Annotated in this window: 13 protein-coding genes; 8 read left to right on the top strand and 5 right to left on the bottom strand. The window is 67.2% G+C overall.

Annotated features, from left to right (window positions below):
• Positions 1 to 15: 15 nt before the first annotated feature.
• From K5Q19_RS17525 to K5Q19_RS17505, 5 genes are all read right to left on the bottom strand, one after another.
• Complete coding sequence (locus K5Q19_RS17525; protein ID WP_292947973.1) at positions 16 to 1,998, bottom strand: TolC family outer membrane protein; 1,983 nt, start codon at positions 1,996 to 1,998, stop codon at positions 16 to 18.
• Positions 1,999 to 2,061: 63 nt separating this feature from the next.
• Positions 2,062 to 2,415, bottom strand: a complete 354-nt coding sequence (locus tag K5Q19_RS17520; RefSeq protein ID WP_292947971.1) for a PilZ domain-containing protein — start codon at positions 2,413 to 2,415, stop codon at positions 2,062 to 2,064.
• The gene (locus K5Q19_RS17515; RefSeq protein WP_292947969.1) at positions 2,415 to 4,058 is read right to left on the bottom strand and encodes a hypothetical protein; all 1,644 of its coding nucleotides are present in this window, start codon (positions 4,056 to 4,058) and stop codon (positions 2,415 to 2,417) included. The genes K5Q19_RS17520 and K5Q19_RS17515 overlap by 1 nt, the downstream gene beginning before the upstream one ends.
• Positions 4,059 to 4,105: 47 nt before the next feature.
• Positions 4,106 to 4,834 (bottom strand): hypothetical protein, encoded by a 729-nt coding sequence (locus K5Q19_RS17510; RefSeq protein WP_292947968.1) that lies wholly within the window; start codon positions 4,832 to 4,834, stop codon positions 4,106 to 4,108.
• A 106-nt stretch (positions 4,835 to 4,940) separates the two neighbouring features.
• Positions 4,941 to 7,175, bottom strand: a complete 2,235-nt coding sequence (locus K5Q19_RS17505) for an ATP-binding cassette domain-containing protein (RefSeq protein ID WP_292947967.1) — start codon at positions 7,173 to 7,175, stop codon at positions 4,941 to 4,943.
• 169 nt (positions 7,176 to 7,344) lie between these two features.
• Between K5Q19_RS17505 and K5Q19_RS17500 the strand changes: the two genes are divergently transcribed.
• From K5Q19_RS17500 to K5Q19_RS17465, 8 genes are all read left to right on the top strand, one after another.
• Complete coding sequence (locus K5Q19_RS17500; protein WP_292947965.1) at positions 7,345 to 8,751, top strand: HlyD family type I secretion periplasmic adaptor subunit; 1,407 nt, start codon at positions 7,345 to 7,347, stop codon at positions 8,749 to 8,751.
• 218 nt (positions 8,752 to 8,969) lie between these two features.
• A complete protein-coding gene (locus K5Q19_RS17495) occupies positions 8,970 to 11,642 on the top strand; it encodes a TonB-dependent receptor (protein WP_292947963.1) in 2,673 nt (890 codons plus the stop codon).
• A 118-nt stretch (positions 11,643 to 11,760) separates the two neighbouring features.
• Complete coding sequence (ggt, locus tag K5Q19_RS17490; protein ID WP_292947961.1) at positions 11,761 to 13,497, top strand: gamma-glutamyltransferase; 1,737 nt, start codon at positions 11,761 to 11,763, stop codon at positions 13,495 to 13,497.
• A 1-nt stretch (position 13,498) separates the two neighbouring features.
• A complete protein-coding gene (locus K5Q19_RS17485; RefSeq protein WP_292947960.1) occupies positions 13,499 to 14,035 on the top strand; it encodes a GNAT family N-acetyltransferase in 537 nt (178 codons plus the stop codon).
• A 450-nt stretch (positions 14,036 to 14,485) separates the two neighbouring features.
• Positions 14,486 to 15,976: a phosphomannomutase gene (locus tag K5Q19_RS17480; RefSeq protein ID WP_292947958.1), complete on the top strand. Its 1,491-nt coding sequence runs from the start codon at positions 14,486 to 14,488 to the stop codon at positions 15,974 to 15,976.
• A gap of 296 nt (positions 15,977 to 16,272) precedes the next feature.
• The gene (locus K5Q19_RS17475; RefSeq protein WP_292947956.1) at positions 16,273 to 18,126 is read left to right on the top strand and encodes a TonB-dependent receptor; all 1,854 of its coding nucleotides are present in this window, start codon (positions 16,273 to 16,275) and stop codon (positions 18,124 to 18,126) included.
• A 224-nt stretch (positions 18,127 to 18,350) separates the two neighbouring features.
• A complete protein-coding gene (locus K5Q19_RS17470; RefSeq protein ID WP_292947954.1) occupies positions 18,351 to 19,550 on the top strand; it encodes a molybdopterin-dependent oxidoreductase in 1,200 nt (399 codons plus the stop codon).
• Positions 19,550 to 19,855 carry a cytochrome C gene (locus K5Q19_RS17465; protein WP_292947952.1) on the top strand — a complete coding sequence of 102 codons (306 nt, stop codon included), beginning with the start codon at positions 19,550 to 19,552 and terminating at the stop codon, positions 19,853 to 19,855. The genes K5Q19_RS17470 and K5Q19_RS17465 overlap by 1 nt, the downstream gene beginning before the upstream one ends.
• Positions 19,856 to 20,197: the final 342 nt, after the last annotated feature.

The following is a 20,197-nucleotide window of genomic DNA, read 5'->3' as shown; positions in this document are numbered from 1 at the left end:
AGGCTGCGCGGGACATCAATCTTCGCTTCCCGGCGCGGGCTGCACGAGATCGGGGAGTGGCTGGCCGCCGCTGACCAGATCGAACAGGCCGCCGAGCTTCTGCAGCACGCGGTATTCAGCGGCGCGCAGGGCGATCAGATTGGCGGTCTGCTTGGCCTTGGCGGCGAACAGGAGCTGTTCGGCATCGAGCAGATCGAACACGGTGCGGCGCCCGCCGCGGAACTGCTGCTTGTAGAGATCGGCGACACGCTGGGCGGAGCTGATTTCGGCCTCGATCGTGGCGATCTTCTCGCGCGCGGCGCCAAGGCTGGCGTAATCGACGCGGATGTCCTGCTCGACCTCGCGGCGGCGGCGGTCGAGCTCGTAGTCGGCCTGGCGCAGCCGCGCGGCGATGCGGCGTTTGGTCGCGGTGGCGGCGCCGCCGTTGTAGAGCCGGTAGGAGAACGTCACCATTGCGCGGGCATCGATCGCGCGGCCGGTCGCGCCGAGCACGTCCTGCCGGTAGTCGCTGGCGATGGTGAGGCCGAGGCGGGGGAGCGCCGTATCGGCCTGGCTGTCGTACTGCTTGTCGAGCGAACGGCGATCCTCGACCGCCTGGGCGAGGCGCGGGCTGCGCGTATCGATCAGATCGACCGCGACGTCGGCGCTTTCCGGCAGCGCGGCACCGGCTGCGGGCACTTCGGCGGCACGCAGCGGCATGTGATCGGTGAGGCGCTTGTAGGCATTGCGCGCCTGCTCGAGCGCGCTCTGCCGATCAAGCAGCTGCGAGCGCACATTGTCGAGCCGGGTCTGCGCACGCTCGACATCGGCGGGAGTGGTGAGGCCGAGGTCCTTCTGCACGGTGACGATGCGCAGGATCTTCTTCACCGAAGCAATCTCGTCCTCGGCCAGCGCGACGAGGTTCTGCTGGAGCAGCACGCCGAGATAGGCATTGGCGATATCGTACGAAATCGCCTCGATCCGCTCGCGCGTGCCCCATTGCGCCGAGCGGTAGCTGGCGCGGGCGCGCTTGATATCGTTGATGGTGACGCCGAAATCCCAGAGGTTCTGGTTGAGCGAGATCGTCGCCTCGCTGCGGAAGCGCTGGGTGGCGGCCTGCGGAATGTTGCGGGCGAACTCGCGGCCCCAGGCGCCGGTCACGTCGATGCGCGGCAGGTAGGCCGCGCGCGCTTCGTTGACGGCGTAGCGCGCGTCGTCCTGCTGGGCGAGCGAGATCTGGATTTCCGGATTGCCCTTGAGCGAGGCGATGATGGCATCGGTGAGGGATTCGGTGCCTTCGGCTGTCGCCGGTGCCGGGGTGGCAGGGGCGGGATCGGGCTCATCGGGTTCGGCGGCAGCCGGTGGGAGCGGCGCATCGGGGCCAACCATCGCTGCGAGCGGGCGCAATGCGGGAAGCGGCCCGGGCCCATCGAGCTTCGAGAGCACCGTATGCGGTTCTGGCGGCGCCTCTGCCACGGCGGGCTGTGCGGGATCGAGCGCGGGCAGTTCGGCTGCGGCCGCCGGAATCGCGCCGGCTTCATCCGCGAGGCGCGCGGCAAGGGTCGAGCCATCGGGCATCGGGCCCTGCGGCAGGATAGGCTTTCGCACCGGGACGAGGTCCGGCCCGGACAGCGACGGGACGAGGTCTGTCAGGATCGCGGGCGCGAACGGGGCGGGGAGCAAGGGTCTGGCGAGGGCCAGCCGGATCACCGCCGGCGCTTCGGGCCTGATCGGCGGGGAGGGCGGTTGCAGCGGAGGCGGCGGAGGAACGGCCTGACCCAGACCGGGGCCCGACACGGTAACAAGATCGGGCCCATCGAGCCCTTCCAGCACATAGGGCAACCGGAGAACGGGCGCAGGGGCGGTCACCGGATCGGCAGCGCGGGCCGGACATGCCGCGAGCGCCATGCCAGCCGCAAGGCTGGTCGCGAGCGCCGTCAGCGGCAGTCTGGCAAGGCGATGCGGCACGAGGGCTTCCTTCTCGATCTTCTCGATCCCGCCCGGATGTGCGGCCAGCATGGTTAATTGCGGCGCAAGGATACGCCCAGCATTGGCCCTGCGTGGCCTGCCGCAGTAGAAATCCTAAGGTCTGGCTGCAGGCACTTCGGCGTTCCCGCAAGCAAGCAGATGCGCCAGGTCCCTGTCGCTCAGCGGATGCTCAAAGCGTATGCCGAACCCGAGCGGGGTGGTCGCGACGATCTCGCCGACGAGCGCCAGCCCCGCCGCCTGGACCTGCACGGCATCGCCGCGGCGGTGCATCAGATAGGCCAGACGCGGGCGGAACATCGCTCCGCCGCGCGAGAGATTGATGAGGCGGCCCTCGTAGCTCACCATCTTCTCGGTCAGCACGATTTCGCCATCGATCCGGCATTCATGACGCACGTCGGCACGCGAGAACACGGGGCGGCGGCTGAACAGGGGGAAATGCAGCGCCATCACAGGGCTCCGCGCTGGGGGGTGGGCGTGGTTTGATCGTCCGCAGGCGGCGGCGCGGCGGGTTCCTCGAAGCGCATGCCGAGGCGGCGGCGCAGACGCTCCATCTCTGTGCGCGCATCGCCGAGCTGGATCGTCTCGCGGTCGGGCTCGGCCGCCATCGCGGCGGCGAACGTCTCGAACGCGGCGCGGTGCTCGGCGCTGCGATGTTCGAGCCGGGCGATCATATCGCGGTGGTGCGCCGACGCGACTGCGAGGCGCTCGAGCCGCCGGTCAAGCCGCGCGGCCAGCGTGCGCATCGCGCGGCGGTTATCGGCAAGACCGGCCTGCACGTCGCGGCGCAGCCGACGCGCTTCGCCGAGCTGTCGGCGCGCGGCGCTGCGCGGCGGGAGGCCGAGCAAGGCTGCCAGGCGGGCCAGTGCCGATGGGGACGGCAGCGGGGCCGCCGGTTCGGAGGCGAGGCGCGGCGCCTGCTGCGTTTCGCCCGCCAGCGTGATAAGGCTGCCGAGCTGGCGATGGACCTCCTCGCCGTCGAGCGCGGCGGAGCGTTCTGCCAGCACGCCAAGCGCGGCGAGCGCGGCGCGGATATGCGCGCGGTCGGCTGCCGCATCCTCGTGCAGCGCGGTGATCTGGGCGAGCATGTCAGACTGGTTGCGCGCCAGTTCGGCTACGGCCTCGGAAACGGGGCGCAGCATCTGGCGCGGATCGGAGAGCCCGGCGACAACATCCCCCAGTGTCCCGATCGCCTCGGCAAGGCCGGCAATTTCCTGCTTGTTCGCCTCCGCACCATGGGCAAGGCCGATGATCGCGCCGCGCAGCTCGGCCAGTTCGGCAGCGCCCGCCTCGATCGCGCGGCGCACCGAGCCGAAATCGCGGCTGGGGCTGGTTGCGGCTTCGTTCTGACCGGATTCGAGCTGCGCGAGGTTCGAGAGCCAGTGCTCGAATTCGCCTCGCAGCGTCTTCATCGCGCTCGTCATGCAGCGCTCGAGCGCGCCGAGGACCATCGAGGTCATCAGGCCGAACAGCGAGGACGAGAAGCCCACCGACATGCCGTTGAGCGGGGCCTTCATGCCCTCGATCATCTTGCCGAAGCTGTCGGCCCCGGCGGAGCCCGAGAGGTCCATCGCGCCGATCAGGTCGGACACCGAATGGACCGTCTTCATCAGGCCCATGAACGCACCGAGCAGGCCGAGGAAGACCATCAGGCCGGAGAAATAGAGGATGGTCGACTTGCGGTCGTTGATGCGCTGGTCGACATCGTGAAGCAGCGTCTGGACGGTGTCCGCACCGATTTCGAGAGTGTCCTGCTTGCCGAGTTCCTCGGCAATCAGGCGGTAGCCCTGCCCGAGCAGTTCGGGTTCATGGAAGACCACGGCGGGGCGCGCATAGGGATCGCGCGGGCGCTTGGCGCGCTCGCCATAATCGACCTGCAGCGCGTGGAGCGCGACGACTTCGTTGCGCAGCGAAAGCACGTTGCGGAAGGCAATCCCCGCCGCGACCCCGAAGATCGCGAAGATCGACAGGTTGAGCGCCATCTTGGCCTTGATGCCATCGATGACGAATTCGTGGGCATAGATGCCGAGCCCGATCAGGACCGCCATGATGACGACCATCTTGAGCAGTTCGGCGCGGAGCTTCTTTTCCATGGCGGAGGATCCGGTGGCGGGACTGTGCGCGGGGCGACGGGCGGCGTTCACGGCTTGATCACCACGCGCACCATGTGCCCTTCGGGCGAAGCCGCATCGGCGACGCGGATCTGGGTGGTGACATCGGCCGGGGCGAGTCCTGCCCGCAGCAGCAGGTTGCGGGTCATCGCGGCGCGGTAGAACGCGATGCGCTGGGCTTCGGATACCGAGCGCGTCTGCGGCGCGAAGGACCAGATCTCGTACTTCGTGCCGGGCCGCGCCTTGCCCTTGAGGAAGCCGATGACACGGGCCGAATTGGCTTCGTCATACGTCGCGGCGTTGGGCGCAAAGGCGATCTTCAGCAAGGTATCGGCGGTCTTGACCTCGACGCCCCTGACATCATCCGGCTGCTCCTGCGCCTTGATCTGCAGCTTGAGCGTCTCGGGCGTATCGCGCGTGCGGATCGAGAGGCGTTCGGCGCCGTCACTGGCGGTGGGGGAGCGCAAGACGGCGCCAAGTTCGGAAACCGAGGTACCGGCCTCGGCTTCGCGGGGGGAGAGCACCGGGGCAGCACCGGGGGCGCAGGCAATGGGCTTGCCGTCTTTGCCCGGCTTCTTCTGCTGCTGCTCCTGCTGGATCATCTGCTGCTTCAGATTGGCGATGACGCGCTGCGAGAGCTGCATGACCGCCGCGCTCATAATCACGAGCAGGAACGTCACCACCATGATCACGGTGGTGAGCACGTCCACGAAGGCCGGCCAGTGATTGACTTCGCCGTCGGCGGATGCGCCTGCCACGTCTTGCTCCTGTGTAGCGCTGCTGCAAATTCGCGCGGCGCCATGCTTAAGTCGCGATAAACCAGCGCGTTTAAAGCTCGGGAGCCGAGGGGTTCAGGCAGCGTACTCAGGCGGCCTGCTTAGGTACATTACCGCTCTGTCCCGCAAGCTGACTGAGCACATCGGCCTTGGGTCGATCCGCCACGACACGGCCTTGCTCCAGCCAGATAACCCGATCGACGATCTCCAGCAGGGCGAGGCGGTGGGTAGCGACAATCAGCGTCCGGCCGCGCGTCGCTTCCGCAAGACCGGCGATCACCGCCTGCTCGCTGGCGACATCGAGCGAGGCGGTCGGCTCATCGAGCAACAGCACCTTCGGATTGCGCACCAGCGCTCGGGCGAGCAGCAGCGACTGCCGCTGGCCTCCCGACAGCGCCGAGCCGCGCGGGCCAACCTGACGCATGTAGCCCTCCGCGGTGCGTGCCACGAAGCTGTCGAGCCCCGAACAACGGATCGCCCGCTCGACAATGGCAGGGTCCGGTTCAGGCATGCCGAGCAGAATATTGTGCCAGACGGTACCCTCGAAGATCATCGCATCCTGCGCACTGTAGATCACGTTCTGGCGCAAATGCGGGATGGCAAAGCGGTCGAGCGCATGGCCGTCGAGCGTGATGAGCCCGTCCTCGGCGGGGATGAGGCCGGCAAGGAGTTGCAGCAGGGTCGACTTGCCGGAGCCCGACTTGCCGATCAGCGCGACGCGTTCGCCCTCGCGGATGGTGAAGCTGAGGCCCGAAAGGCTGGGCGCACCGCTCCCGGTGAAAGTGTGCGAGAGGCCGGCGACAGCAAGCGCGCCGCGCACCGGGGCGAGGCTGACGGCGGGATCGGAGACATCGCGTTCGGGCTCGCTCTCGAGCAGGCCGGCGAGCGCCTGGAATTGCGCAAGGCTCTGGTATGCGCGCGCGAACATCGAGACTGTGGCCGCGACCGGCACCATCGCGCGGCCGGTGAGCAGGACCACAGCGATCAGCGCGCCGGTCGTCATGACCCCTGCCTTGATCTGCAACACACCGATCACGACGACCATGACCGTGACCAGTTGTGCCAGCAGGCCCGAGGCGGCGGCGGGCAGTTCGGTCCAGTGGCGCACCTGCTTGCCTGCCATGGCGAGGTGGTCCGAAATGAGGTCCCAGCGCCCTTCGAACAGGCCCTCGGCGTGGTTCGCCTTGATCGTGGTCCAGCCGCTGGTGAGTTCGGCAGTGAGGTCGCTGCGGGCCTGAACGAGCCTGGAGGCGCGGCGGCTGGCAAGCTTCAGCGCATAGTTGCAGACCAGGCCGACAAGGATCAGGCCGATCGCGCCGAGGATGGGGCCAAGCACGCTGAACCCGCCGATGGCCGCGATCAGCGCGAAGAGCAGAACGACGAAGGGCAGATCGACGCAGACCGTGGCGATGGCATTGGGGACGAGCAGCGAGAGCTGTTCGAGATCACGCAGGCCCGTCAGCATCGCGCCGAAGCCCATGCCTGGCGTGGGCGTGCGGGCGCGCAGCACGGTGACGACGGCGCGGTGCTGCACCGCCTGCCCCACACGGGTGGCCACGGCTTCGACAAAGCGCGCCTTGATCTTCTTGAGCAGCAGTTCGAACGCCAGCACGAGCATGACGCCGATGGAGAGGGCCCAGAGGCTCTCGATCGCGAGATTGGGCACGACCCGATCATAGATCGCACGCATGTAGAGCGGGATGGCGAGCGCGCAGAGATTGAGCAGGGCGCTCGCCAGCAGCATCTGCCCGAGCGGGCGGCGTTCGGCGAGATAGGCGCCGAGCAGCCAGGCTCGGGGATTGCGGCGGATGAGATCGCGCTCGTGCGCGTCGCTCGCGCCATTGACCGGGTCGACCGGGCCGCTGTGCAGCGCCTCTCCGGCCAGCAGCGGACGCAAGGCGGCAAACGGCACGGCCTTCTCGCCGTCCGCATCTAGCACGATGACATGCTTCTCGGCGCGGCCGATGATGAGCACCGCACCGCCGCCCGCCATCGGCAGCACCAGCGGCAAATCTGCCGCCTCTGGCACGCGGTGGCTGATCGGGCGCCAGTGGGCCTCGATGCCGATCCGCGCCAGCGCGAGGGGGGCAAGCCGGGCGGCCAGCGCTTCCTGCTCCATCGGCAGCGCCGCGCCCAGCACCGCGCGGTCATACGGGGCCGCGCGTGCAGTCGCCAGCGCCTCCAGCGCATCCAGCATCGGGATCGGCTTGATGGTGGGCAGACCTTGTGCGCCGGATGGCGAAGGCTGCGGGCTGCGGTGGAAGAGCCGGCCCGGAAAGCCCATTCTGCGGGCAAAAGGCCGGTCGGATTGCGGTGCGATCATGGCGTTTTCCCTGCTTTCGCACCGGGAGTGCCAGTTTATGGAAAACGCCGGATAAACCGGATCTTATGGGAAACCCACTAGCCCCGATGCGTATCCGCCAAGCAAGCCCAAACAAGGATGATGAAAGGTAAATGCTCGGCAATTCTCCCGCTTTGTCCGAGGTCCTGCCATGCGTTTTGCGCGCCTTCGCCAATCGCTGATCGTCTCGCTCGGCGGGGGCAGCCTGTTCGACGACTTGCGCCCCGGCGAGGCCGAAGCGGTGCTGGGCGGCAAGCTCGCCCTTGCCAGCCAGCCGATCGGCGCGGCGCTGCCATGGAGCGCGCGGATCGGGATCGGCGCGCCTTCGCGGCTGCTGAAGGCCATGGCCATCGTCTTCGCGCTCGTCGTGGTGTGGATGGCGCTGTTCACCGTCGACAAGGTGACGCGCGGCGCCGGGCGCGTGCTGCCATCCACGCAGAACCAGCTGGTGCAGCATCTTGAAGGCGGGATCGTGAAGGAGATCCTCGTGCAGGAAGGCCAGCGTGTGCGCAAAGGGCAGGTGCTGATGCGCATCAGCAATGCCTCGACCGGCGCCGCGATCGAGACTGCGCGCACCGACCTCGTCGCCAAGCGCATCATTCTCGCCCGGCTCGATGCCGAGATTGCCGGCGCGAGCAGCTTCACGGCGCCGCCCGAGCTGGCCGCGCAGGCGCCCGACATCGCCGCGAGCGAGGCGGGGCTGTTCGCCTCGCGCCGGGCGCAGCGGATGAGCCAGGTGGGCGTGATCAACCAGCAGGCACGGGCGAAATCGGCCGAAGTCGGCTCGCTCCACGCACGGCTCGCCAATCTGCGCAATGAAGAGCGGCTGGCGATGGAACAGCTTTCCAGGCTCGAACGCGCCTATGCCGAGGATGCGGTTTCGGAGCGCGACGTGCTCGACAAGCGCGCCGCTCTCCTTTCGCTGCGCACGCGCATTGCCGATGTGGCGAACCAGATTCCGCAATCCAGCGCGGGCCTCGGCGAATCCGCCGCACGGCGCGGCGAGGTCTGGGCGAGCGACATGGAACAGATCCGCGCGCAGGCGGCGCAGCTCAGGCTCGAGCTGGCCAAGGCCGACGAACAGTTCGGCGCCGTGCAGGACCGCGTCGCGCGCGAGGAAATCCGCGCGCCGGTCGATGGCGTGATCAACCGGCTCAACGTGCGCACGGCGGGCGGGGTGATTCGCGGCGGCGAGCCGGTGGCGGAGATCGTCCCTGTCGCCAGCCAGGTCATCATCGAGGCGCGGATTGCGCCGAAGGACCGCAGCAACATCTGGCCGGGACTTCCCGCACGGATCAAGATCTCGGCCTATGATTCCACCGTCTACGGCTCGCTCGAGGCCAAAGTCGTCGATGTCTCCCCCGATGCGATCCAGGACCCGCGCGGCGGGCTCTACTACCGCGTTCGGCTCGATGCAGGGCGCGCGAGTTTCGGCGCGGGCATGCCGGTGATCCCGGGCATGACGGGCGAAGTGGCGATCCGATCGGGCCGACAGACGATCCTGAACTACGTACTCGGCCCGCTGATCCGCATCTCGCAGGAAGCCCTGCGAGAGTAACCTTACGTCACGGAAATCCTAGCAAAAATGTCTGTGGCTGCGCCGCACTGACAATAGCAAAAATGTCACACAACGGCCGGTTTCGCACGCGCGGCAGCCCGATTGCACTGCAAAGCTGTTTACACTTTCAATCGAAGGAATATCCCCGGGCGCACTGCAACAGCAGACAGACCGGGGGGTAATTGTGCCCGGCTGCTTCATTCAGGGGGTACCCTATCGTGCGTAAGTTCTCCAATCTCGCCCTGCGCGGCGCGCTGCTGGCTTCGGCAACCGCGTTTGCCGGTGTGGCCGCTCCGCAGGCCGCTTTTGCGCAGGAAACTGCCGCGGCGCCGGCTGACGATGCCGCCGCCGCGCAAAGCATCGTGGTCATCGGCACCCGCCGTACCGACCGTACCGTGGCTGACTCGGCTTCGCCGATCGACGTGATCAGCGCCGCTGACCTCAGCGCGCAGCCGACCGCGAACCTGCTGGACTCGGTCCGCAACCTTGTGCCCTCGTTCTTCGTCGGCCAGAACTCGATCTCGGACGCCTCGACCTTCGTGCGCGCGCCCTCGCTGCGCGGCCTTCCGGGCGACCAGCTGCTCGTCATGCTCAACGGCAAGCGTTACAACCGCTCGGCGCTGGTGCAGGTCTACAACGGCGGTGACACCGGCCTTTCGTTCGGCTCGCAGGGTCCCGACATTTCGGCGATCCCCGCCATCGCGATCAAGGGCCTCGAAGTGCTGCGCGACGGCGCGACCGCCCAGTATGGTTCGGACGCCATCGCGGGCGTTCTGAACTATGGCCTGCGCGACAACGGCGGCTTCGAACTCGTCGGCCGCTACGGCCAGTTCTACGCCGGCGACGGCAAGAGCTACCAGATCGCGGGCAACGCCGGCCTCAAGTCGGACCGCGGCTTCATCAACATCTCGGGTGAATACAACAACGACGGCCGCACCAGCCGCGGTGTGACCCGCCCGATCGCCGTGCGCTTCGCGCAGGAAAACCCCTCGCTGGCCAACCGGATCCCGTTCGCTCCGCTGCCCGCGCAGATCTGGGGCAACTCGCCGAGCGAAGGCTGGAAGGCTGTCGTCAACGCCGCTTACGAAGTGACCGACAACAGCAAGATCTACGCTTTCGGCAACTTCGCCCACAGCAAGGCCGAGCAGAGCTTCAACTATCGTGCGTCCTACGTCGGTTCGAGCAGCTTCGAGTATGACGATGGCACGGGCACGCTGAAGACCGGCACGCTTGGCGGCAACGGCGCCTTCCAGGCTCCCTACTACCAGACGCAGTGCCCGGCCGGTAACCCGACCTGCCCCGCGGGCGCCTATGTCAAGGACAACAACGTCTTCAACCTGTCGTCGATCTATCCGGGCGGCTTCACCCCGATCTTCGTCGGCAAGACCGATCAGGCCTATGGTACGATCGGCTGGAAGGGCAAGACCGACGGCGGCTTCACCTATGACCTCTCGGCCTCGCTGAGCCGCAACTCGCTCGACCTGTCGATGTACAACTCGATCAGCCCGTCGTTCGGTGGCGCCTCGCAGACCAGCTTCGAATTCGGCAAGCTGATCCAGAAGGAATTCGACGCCAACATCGACCTGACCTACGCGCTCGAAGCTGGCCTCGCCAGCCCGATCACGTTCTCGGGCGGTGCGGAATTCCGCCGCGAGACCTACACCTCGACCGAGGGTGACCCGCAATCGTACGGCGCCGGTGCCTACGCCGTTTCCTACGATCTCTACGTCCAGACCGCGCCGGGCGTGTATGCTCCGTCGATCGTCAACGGCGCCATCGAACGCACGCGCTCGTTTGCTCCCGCGGCGAGCGGTTATGGCGGCACTTCGCCTGCCTATGCCGGCACCAGCCGTCAGAACAGCTATGGCTTCTATATCGGGGCTGAAGCCGACGTGACCAAGGAACTGACCCTTGGTGCCGCCGGTCGCTACGAGCACTACGATTCGTTCGGTGGCCGCTTCGTGTACAAGTTCAACGGCATCTACCACGTGACCGACGCGTTCGCGCTGCGTGGCACCGTCGGTTCGGGTTTCCACGCTCCGACCCCGGGCCAGAACAACACCGCCGTGCTGACCACCAACTTCCTGGGCGGCAACTCGGTGCAGGTCGGCACGTTCCCGGTCACCAGCCAGGTGGCGCAGTACTTCGGCGCCCGGCCGCTGAAGCCGGAAAAGTCGACCAACTTCGGGTTCGGCTTCGTGTTCCAGCCGACCAGCGCGCTGACGCTGACGGTTGACGCATACCAGATCAAGGTGACGGACCGCATCTTCATCTCGCGGGCCTTCGTGGTGGATGCCGCCGATATCGCTGCACAGCCCGAGCTCGCCTCGGTCGGCATCGACGGCAACGTCCAGTACTTCACCAACTCGCTCGACATCCGCACCCGCGGCGTCGACGTGGTCGGCAGCTACCGGACCGATCTGGCCGGCGGCAAGCTCAACCTGACGCTCGCCTACAACTACAACCGCAACAAGGTCACGCGGTTCGACCCGCAGGCGATCGGCAATGCGCAGATCACCGACGCCGAGAACCTCGCGCCGAAGCACCGCCTCAACCTCCAGGGCAACTGGACGAAGGGCAACTGGTCGTTCGGGGCTGCGGGCCGTCTCTTCGGCAACTGGCGCGCGGAAACCGACTACCCGGGCCAGCTGTTCGGGGCGAAGGTCACGGCCGACATGGACGTGAGCTACACCTTCATGGACAACTTCACGCTGACCGTGGGTGGCAACAACATCTTCAACACCAAGCCTGACCGGATCAAGGCCAGCAACGACAACCGGATCTACACGCTGACCAACAGCCTTGCTGACGGCCAGATCTATCCGCGTAACGGCGGTCCGTTCGGCTTCAACGGCGGCTTCTGGTACATCCGGGCTCGCGTCAAATATTGATAGCGGCTCTGGCCCGCGAGGGCCGGCCAAACAGATCGGGCGGGGGAGTTTCGGCTTCCCCGCCCTTTTCTTTTGGCATTCGCGGGGGCAGAGGGAGAGCCGAGAGGACAATCAGCCCATGACCGTTCGCAAGACTGCAATCGCCGCCCTTGCGGCGCTTTCCCTGATCTCCGCCGCCAGCCTGCCGGGTCCGCTTCTTGCCGCCTCGCAAGTGCCGGTGGGGGCAGAGCACGGCATGGTCGTTTCCGCGCACCACCTCGCCAGCGATGCCGGGGTCGAGGTGCTCAAGGAGGGCGGCAACGCGGTCGATGCGGCCATCGCGGTCGCCTATGCGCTGGCGGTGACCTTCCCCGAGGCCGGCAATATCGGCGGCGGCGGCTTCATGACCGTGCGCCTTGCCGATGGCCGCACCAGCTTCATCGACTTTCGCGAAACCGCACCCGCCGCCGCCACGCCGACGATGTATCAGGACAAGGCCGGCAAGGTGATCCCGCTGCTCTCGACGCGCGGCCACAAGGCTGTCGGCGTACCGGGCACGGTCGCGGGCCTTGAACTGGCGCGCGCAAAGTTCGGCACCCTGCCGCGCGCGCGGCTCATGGCATCCGCCATCAGCCTTGCCCGCGATGGCTTCGTGATGGACCAGGGCGATGCCACGTTCCTTGCCGAAGGGGCCGAGGACTTTGCCAAGGACCCGGCGAGCGCCGCCGTGTTCCTCGACAGTGGCAAGCCGTTCGAAAAGGGCCACCGCTTCGTGCAGGCCGATCTCGGCCGGATGCTCCAGCTGATCGCCGACAAAGGTGCGGACGCGTTCTACAAGGGCGAGATCGCCGACAAGATCGCGGCTTCCAGCAAGGCGCACGGCGGCATCCTGACCAAGGCCGATTTCGCTGCCTATCGGGCCATCGAACGCGCGCCGCTTGAATGCGATTATCGCGGCTATCACGTGATCTCCGCGCCGCCGCCGAGTTCGGGCGGGGTCGTGGTGTGCGAGACGCTGAACATCCTCTCCGCCTATCCGATGGGAGAGCTCGGCTGGCATTCGGCGCAGAACGTGCACTACCTCACCGAAGCGCTGCGCCGCGCCTTCCACGATCGCAACGTGAACCTTGGCGATCCCGGCTTTGTGAAGGCCGATGTCGCAAAGTTCATCTCGCCTGACTACGCGGCGCAGCTGCGCGGCGGGATCAGCGCGGACAAGGCGACGCCCTCGGTCTCGCTCGGCGTGCCGGGGCAGAGCCATGAAGGCGCTAGCACCACGCATTTCTCGATTGTCGATGCGGCAGGCAACGCCGTCTCGTTCACCTATACGCTCAACGACTGGTTCGGCGCGCGGGTGACAGCGGACGGCACCGGCATCCTGCTCAACGACGAGATGGATGACTTCTCGTCCAAGCCCGGTGCGCCCAACATGTACGGCCTTGTCGAAGGCACCAACAACGCCATTGCGCCCGGCAAGCGGCCCTTGTCTTCGATGACGCCGACCATCGTGACGAGGGACGGCAAGCTGGTGATGGTCGTCGGCACCCCCGGCGGCAGCCATATTCCCACCGGCGTGCTGCAGGTCATGCTCAACGTGATCGACCACGGCATGACCATGACCGAGGCGACCGATGCTGCGCGCATCCACGCCCAGTGGCTGCCCGACGTGATCTTCTGGGAGCCCAATGCCCTCAGCGCCGAAACCCGCGCCGCGCTGGAAGCCAAGGGCCACAAGCTGGAGCCCATGCGCTACTGGAACCAGATCGCCGCGATCCTTGTCGGCGGCCCGGCGCTGGGCCAGCCGCCGGTGGGCCGCGACCGGCTCTATGGCGCGATCGATCCGCGTCTGCCGGTGGGCAGCGTCGCCGGGTATTGACGTGGGCGCGTTCGCCCACGCGCTGGCCACTGAGGACGACCTGCCCGCCTTGCGCGCGCTGATGACGCGCGCGATCGAGGAGCTGCAGCAGGATTTCCTCACCCCCGAGCAGGTCAAGGCGAGCCACCAGATCATGGGGCTCGATACCCAGCTGGTGAAGGACCGCACCTACTTCATGATCCTGGATGCGGGCGCGCTGGTCGGCTGCGGCGGCTGGAGCTTTCGGGCGACGCTGTTCGGCGGGGACGACAGCATCGTGGCGCGCGAGCCGCTGCCGCTCGATCCTGCGAAGGACGCGGCCAAGATACGCGCGATGTACGTCGATCCGGCCCACGCGCGGCGCGGCATCGGCAAACGGATCATGGCGCTGTGCGAGGATGCGGCGCGCGGCGCCGGGTTCGGCCGCGTGGAACTGATGGCGACGCTGGCCGGGCTGCCGCTCTACAAGGCCTGCGGCTATCAGGAGATCGAAGCGGTCGAGGCAACCTCGCGCGAGGGGGTGAAAGTCCCGATCATCCGCATGGGCAAGGCGCTCTAGAGCACTTTCCGACCAATCTGGCTCATCGTGACGGAGCCGATTTTGGCCCAGCGCGAGGCGAGAGGAGGGAGCTATGTTTGCCCATAGTGACCGACGATCAACGCTGCGATGGGCCAAAAGCGGCCCGCCCCTTCGGGGTTGCGTCAGGAAGCCTCTCGGCCAATGAGACTCAGGCAGCGTCGCGCCGCTGGCACGGGCTACCAGCCCGCACTGCGCGGCGCTCCTTGCCGAGAAGCTTCCTGACGCAATCACGATGAGCCAGATTGGTCGGAAAGTGCTCTAGCGCCTCTCTTCCCCCTCCCGGGGCGGGGCGCGGCCGTGCTGCGACGAATCATCCAAACCGGCCTTGAACCGGGCCGCATATCGGGCAAAGAGCTTTGCGCAGGGACGGCCTTCGTGTGCCAGGCACCTGCGCCGAGTTGCTGCAACGGGATGGATCGGAACAATCGCATGGCGCAGACCACGGTGAAGGACCTCATGGCCGAGAGCGGCGTTGCTTTCGGCACGAGCGGCGCGCGGGGCACGGTCGCCGCGATGACCGACCGGGTCTGCTATGGCTATGCACGCGGCTTCCTGTCGTATCTGTCCGGGATCGGTGAGTTCCACCCCGGCGGGCGTGTGGCCCTTGCCGGAGACTTGCGCCCCAGCACGCCGCGGATTCTGGCGGCCTGTGCGCGGGCGGTGCGCGATTCGGGCGGCGTACCCGTGTTTTGCGGCTATGTGCCGACACCGGCGCTGGCGCTCTTCAGCTTCGCCGAAGGGATGCCCAGTCTGATGGTGACCGGGAGCCACATCCCCGCAGACCGCAACGGCATCAAGTTCTACCGTCCGGCGGGCGAGGTGCTGAAGTCGGACGAAGCGGGGATGTCGGCCCAGCCCGTCACGCTGCCGGAGGGCACGTTCACGGCGGAGGGCATGCTGGCCGAAGCGGAAACGCTGCCGCCGGTTACCGACGTGGAGACCGCCTACGTCCAGCGCTATCTTGATCATTTCGGGCCGGACGCGCTCAGCGGCAAGCGCATCGGGATCTACCAGCATTCGGCAGTAGGCCGCGAAATTCTTGCCCGCATCGTGCGCGAGCTCGGCGCGGAGATCGCGCTGCTCGGGCGCTCCGAAACGTTCATTCCGGTCGATACCGAGGCGATCCGCGATGAGGATGTCGTCCTCGCGCGGGATTGGGCGAGCGGCGGTACGTTCGACGCGATCGTCTCGACCGATGGCGATTCGGATCGCCCGCTGCTTGCCGACGAAACCGGCACCTGGATGCGCGGTGACGTGCTGGGCATCCTTTCGGCAGCCCGTGTCGGCGCCACGGCGGTTGTCACCCCGGTCAGCAGCAACACCGCGCTCGAGCTTTCCGGCCTGTTCCCGCGGTGCCGGCGCACGCGCATCGGTTCGCCCTATGTGATCGCCGCCATGACGGAGGAGCAAGGCGCGCCGTCCGATGTCGTTTGCGGCTATGAAGCGAACGGGGGCTTCCTGCTCGGTTCGGACATCACCGGCGCGGGCGGTAGGACGACCACGGCGCTGCCGACGCGCGATGCCGTGCTGCCGATCCTGCTCGTGCTGACGGGGCCCGGCAGCAGCGTATCGGAGCAGCTTGCCAGTCTGCCGCAGCGCATCACCTTCAGCGACCGGCTCAAGGCGTTTCCCCCGGAGCTTGGCCAGAAGCTGTTCGGCATGCTCAAGGCCGGTCCGGCGGATGAGCAGCTGGCGCTGCAGACGCGGCTGTTCGGCGCCTTTGCCGGCGATGCGGTCTCGATCGATGATACGGACGGGGTCCGGGCAACATTCGCCGGCGGCGAGATCGTGCACTTGCGCGGATCGGGCAATGCTCCCGAACTGCGCTGCTACACCGAGGCGGGGAGCGAGGAGCGCGCGGTTACGCTCAATCGGCAGGCGCTGGCGAGCGTCAAGACCGCGCTCGGCCTCAAGGACTGACGCCGGGCGCAAGCCGCTTTTGCCCGGCGATGCGCCCGGCTCGCATAAGCTTATGACCAGCGCTTGCTTCAGGAATGCCTGCGATCTACCTAGGAGTGGGGTGGGGTCTGCGATGGGCGAGCGGTCTGCGCACGCTGCGCGTCAAACACGATCCCGCGTTTGCCGTCCTCGCCGGAAAGATCATGCGCCTGCCCCCAAGCCCGCTTGCGTCCAGGTTCAGGTTTCGCACCGGGCGCGCATGGCTGGCCTTGGGGCTTCTCAGCCTCGGGAATTGCGAAAGTGCCCTCGCCCAACGTGTGGACGACAACGCGGCGACGAGCGCGGGCGACGCCTTCGGCCAGGCCATCGGCAACGAGCGCGTCGGGCTTTACACTGTCGATGATATTCGCGGGTTCAACCCGGTCGATGCCGGAAACACGCGGATCGACGGCCTGTTCTTTGCGCCGGTGGACCGGCCGCCCAACCGGCTGATCCGCGGCAGCAAGGTGCGGGTCGGCTTCTCGGCACAAGGCTATCCCTTTCCCGCCCCGACCGGGATTGTCGACTACGAGCCTTCCGCCAGCGCAAAGGACGAGCAGTTCACGATCGGTTTCGAGCGCGCGCAGTTCGGCTCGCGCGTGCTCAATCTTGATCTGCTGCAACGGGTGACCGGGGACCTCAAGGTCTACCTCGGCGGCACGCTGCGGCGGCAGAACCGGCACGAGGGGGGCAACTTCAAATCCTACATCGCCTCGGGCGGGCTTTCGTGGACGCCCTATGCCGGTGCCAGCCTGACCGCATTTCTCGGGCGGACGCGCACGTACGACGACGAGGCCGCGCCCTCGATCTTCCCCGGCGGCAACTACCTGCCGCCGCAGATCCGGCGCCGCGCGATGATCGGGCAGAGCTGGAGCAAGCGCGACAGCACGCAGGACGTGATGGGCGGCGTGGCCCGCCTGCCCTTCGGCAAGTGGACGCTGGAAGCCGGGCTGTTCCGGGCCGAACGGCGGGTGGAAGCAGGCTTCACCGATCTGTTTTTGGCCCTGCGCCCCGACGGCACGACGCCGAACCGGATCATGGTGGCGGACACCAACAATCTCGACCGCACGCTTTCGGGCGAAGCGCGGCTGACGCGCACGTTCGGCACCGACAAGCTGGCGCATCGCCTGATCCTAAGCTTTCGCGGGCGCAGCGGCAACCGCCGCTTCGGCGGGGTGCAGCGGATCGCGCTGGGCGAGAGCAGCCTGAACTTTGCAGACGAACGGCCGCGCCCGGCCTTCGCGTTCGGCCCGGACGACACCGACGAGTTCGCGCAAGGCACTCTGGGCCTGGGCTATACCATCACCGCGCCGGGGCGCTTCCTGCTCGATCTTGGGATTTCCGCCTCGCGCTACCGCAAGACGCTCACGTTCGTTTCGGCAGGGTTTGTCACTTCGGTGCGCGACCGGCCGGTGACGGGCAGCGTGACCGGCTCGGTCAATCTGACGCGGACGCTTTCGCTTTACGGCGGCCATGTGCGTGGGTTCGAGGAAGTCGCGGTAGCCCCCGCCAATGCTGCGAACCGCGGGGCGGTGCCGCCGGCCATCCGCACGCAGCAGGTCGATCTCGGCCTGCGCTACGCGGTCACCCCCACGCTCAGCCTTGTGGCCGGCGTGTTCGAGATCCGGAAGCCCTATTACAACCTCGACGCGCAGGACTTCTATCGCGAGCTTGGCACTTCGTCGAACCGGGGCGTGGAGGCATCGCTGACGGGGGCCTTGCGGCCCGGCCTGACGCTGGTGCTGGGCAATGTGCTGCTCGATTCGCGCATCAGCGGCGAACTGGTCGACAGCGGCACGATCGGACTTCGGCCGATCGGCAGCATTCGGCGGCGCAGCATCCTCAACGTCGACTGGCGGCTTGGCGGTGGCAGGGGGCCGCTTTCGTTCGACCTTGCTGCCGAAAGTTTCTCGTCGCGGATCGGCAATGTCAGCAACGGGCTTGCCGCCCCGCCGCGCGAGACGATCGACCTCGGCGCGCGCTACCGGTTCAGCCTCGCCTCGGCGCGAGGGCTGCTGCGAGTGCAGGTGGCCAATGTGCTGCATGACTATGGCTGGCAAGTCGCCGCCAACGGCGCATTCCAGTACAGCGTAGGGCGGCGCTTCCTCGCCGAGCTGCGCTTCGATCTCTGACCGTTCAGAGCGGGACCGGCGCGGGATGCTTCTGCACCATCCGTGAGGGGCTTCCAGTGAGGGCCGGAGCAAGCGGGTGGCGCGCTCTGCCAGTGATCGCCGGTTTTGCCGATCGCGCCGATCTGCTGTTTGGCGAAGGCGGCCCGGCCGAGCTCGAATCGGCTGGGCAATTCGCCGGCATTCCCGCATTGTCTGTCGGCCAATGACCACTGCGGGAACGCGCGATGACAAGGCTTGATCGACGGCATTTTCTGGCAGGCACGGGCTTCTCGTTGCTGGGCGGGCAGGCCCTCGCTGCAGCGGAAACCGTGGCGCTGCCCTTCGCGGGCGGCGAGCGGACACTGGTGCGCGCGTCGCAGAAGCGCCCGCTGATCCTGCTCACCTCGCGCCCGCCACAGCTGGAAACGCCATTCGCGGTGTTCAACGAGGGGCTGCTGACGCCCAATGATGCGTTCTTCGTGCGCTATCACCTCTCCGGGCTGCCCGATGCGATTGATCCGGAGCGCTTTCGCCTGGCCATAGACGGGCATGTCGAGACACCGCTCAGTCTCTCGCTCGCCAGCCTGAAGAGGGATTTTCCGGTGACCGAAGTGATCGCGGTGAACCAGTGTTCGGGCAACAGCCGGGGCTTCTTCGAACCGCGCGTGGGCGGCGGGCAGCTCGGCAACGGCGCGATGGGCAACGCGCGCTGGCGCGGGGTGCCGCTGCGCGCCTTGCTGGACCGCGCCGGGGTGCGGGCTGGCGCGCGGCAGGTGGCGTTCAACGGGCTCGACGTGCCGCCCGCCGACGGTGTGCCCGATTTCGTCAAGGCGCTCGATATCGACCATGCGCGAGATGGCGAGGTTCTGGTGGCCTGGGCGATGAACGGGGCGGACCTTCCGTTCCTCAATGGCTATCCACTGCGGCTCGTCGTGCCGGGCCACTATGGCACCTACTGGGTAAAGCACCTTAGCGAGATCAATGTCGTCGATGCGGAGTTCGGCGGCTACTGGATGAAGACCGCCTACCGCGTGCCGAACAACGCGTGCGCCTGCGTGGCGCCGGGAACGAAGCCGGACAAGACGCGGCCGATCAACCGCTTCAATGTGCGCTCGTTCGTGACCAGCCATGGCGAAGGTGCGCAAGTGGCGGCGGGGCGCGTGACCGAACTGCGCGGCATTGCCTTCAGCGGCGGCGCGGGCGCGGCGCGGGTGCTGGTTTCCGCCGATGGCGGGGCGAACTGGAGCGAGGCGCGGCTGGGCGAGGATCTGGGCCGGTTCTCCTTCCGCGAATGGCGGCTGGGGCTGCGGCTGGCGGCGGGGCGCCACGCCATCAAGGTGCGCGCCTTCACGGCAGACGGCGAGACGCAGCCGCTGGAGCCGCGCTGGCAGCCTGCGGGCTATATGCGCAACGTGGTAGAAACCGTCACGCTGGAGGCAAGCTGATGCGCGCGCTGCTCCTTGGCCTCGGCGCTCTCGCCCTGTCCTCGGCAGCGCTGGCGGCGCGCCCGGTGCGTTATGTCCCGCTGCCCGAAGCGATTCCCGCAGGGTTTGCCGGAGGCGATGGCGACGTGATCGTGCGCAATTGCACCGCCTGCCACTCGCTGGAATACATCGTGACCCAGCCGCGCGGTAAAGGCGCGCAGTTTTGGCGCGATGCCGTGACCAAAATGATCACGGTCTACAAGGCCCCGATCGAGCCTGCAGAGGCCGAGGCCGTTTCGGCAGCGCTCGCCGCAAAGTTCGGCTGAGCGCTGCCGAAACTGCATGGCGGCTGATCACCGCCTCTCCCGAAGGCACACCCACCGCACCGCCACCGAACGGGCCGTTGTTCTCGGCACAGATCTGCTAGGCATGTTCGTAGCGCAGGGGCCATGACTACCTGGCATTGGACCTCGAAGCGGCGCCTCTAGAGGAAAATCCACCCCCGGCTTTCCGTACTCATTCCGTACAGACCAGATGGATGCCAACTAAGTCATTGAAAAATGGCGCACCCGACAGGATTCGAACCTGTGGCCTCTGCCTTCGGAGGGAATATGGCTAGCTCCGCCAAAAAGCGCAAGGAGCCGCCAATGCCCGCCTATCTCCCTGTA

The sequence above is a fragment of the Novosphingobium sp. genome (assembly GCF_019748365.1).
In the GTDB taxonomy this organism is placed as follows: Bacteria; Pseudomonadota; Alphaproteobacteria; order Sphingomonadales; family Sphingomonadaceae; genus Novosphingobium.
Note: the sequence above shows the minus strand (reverse complement) of the source record. Positions and strands in the feature narration are given on the sequence as shown.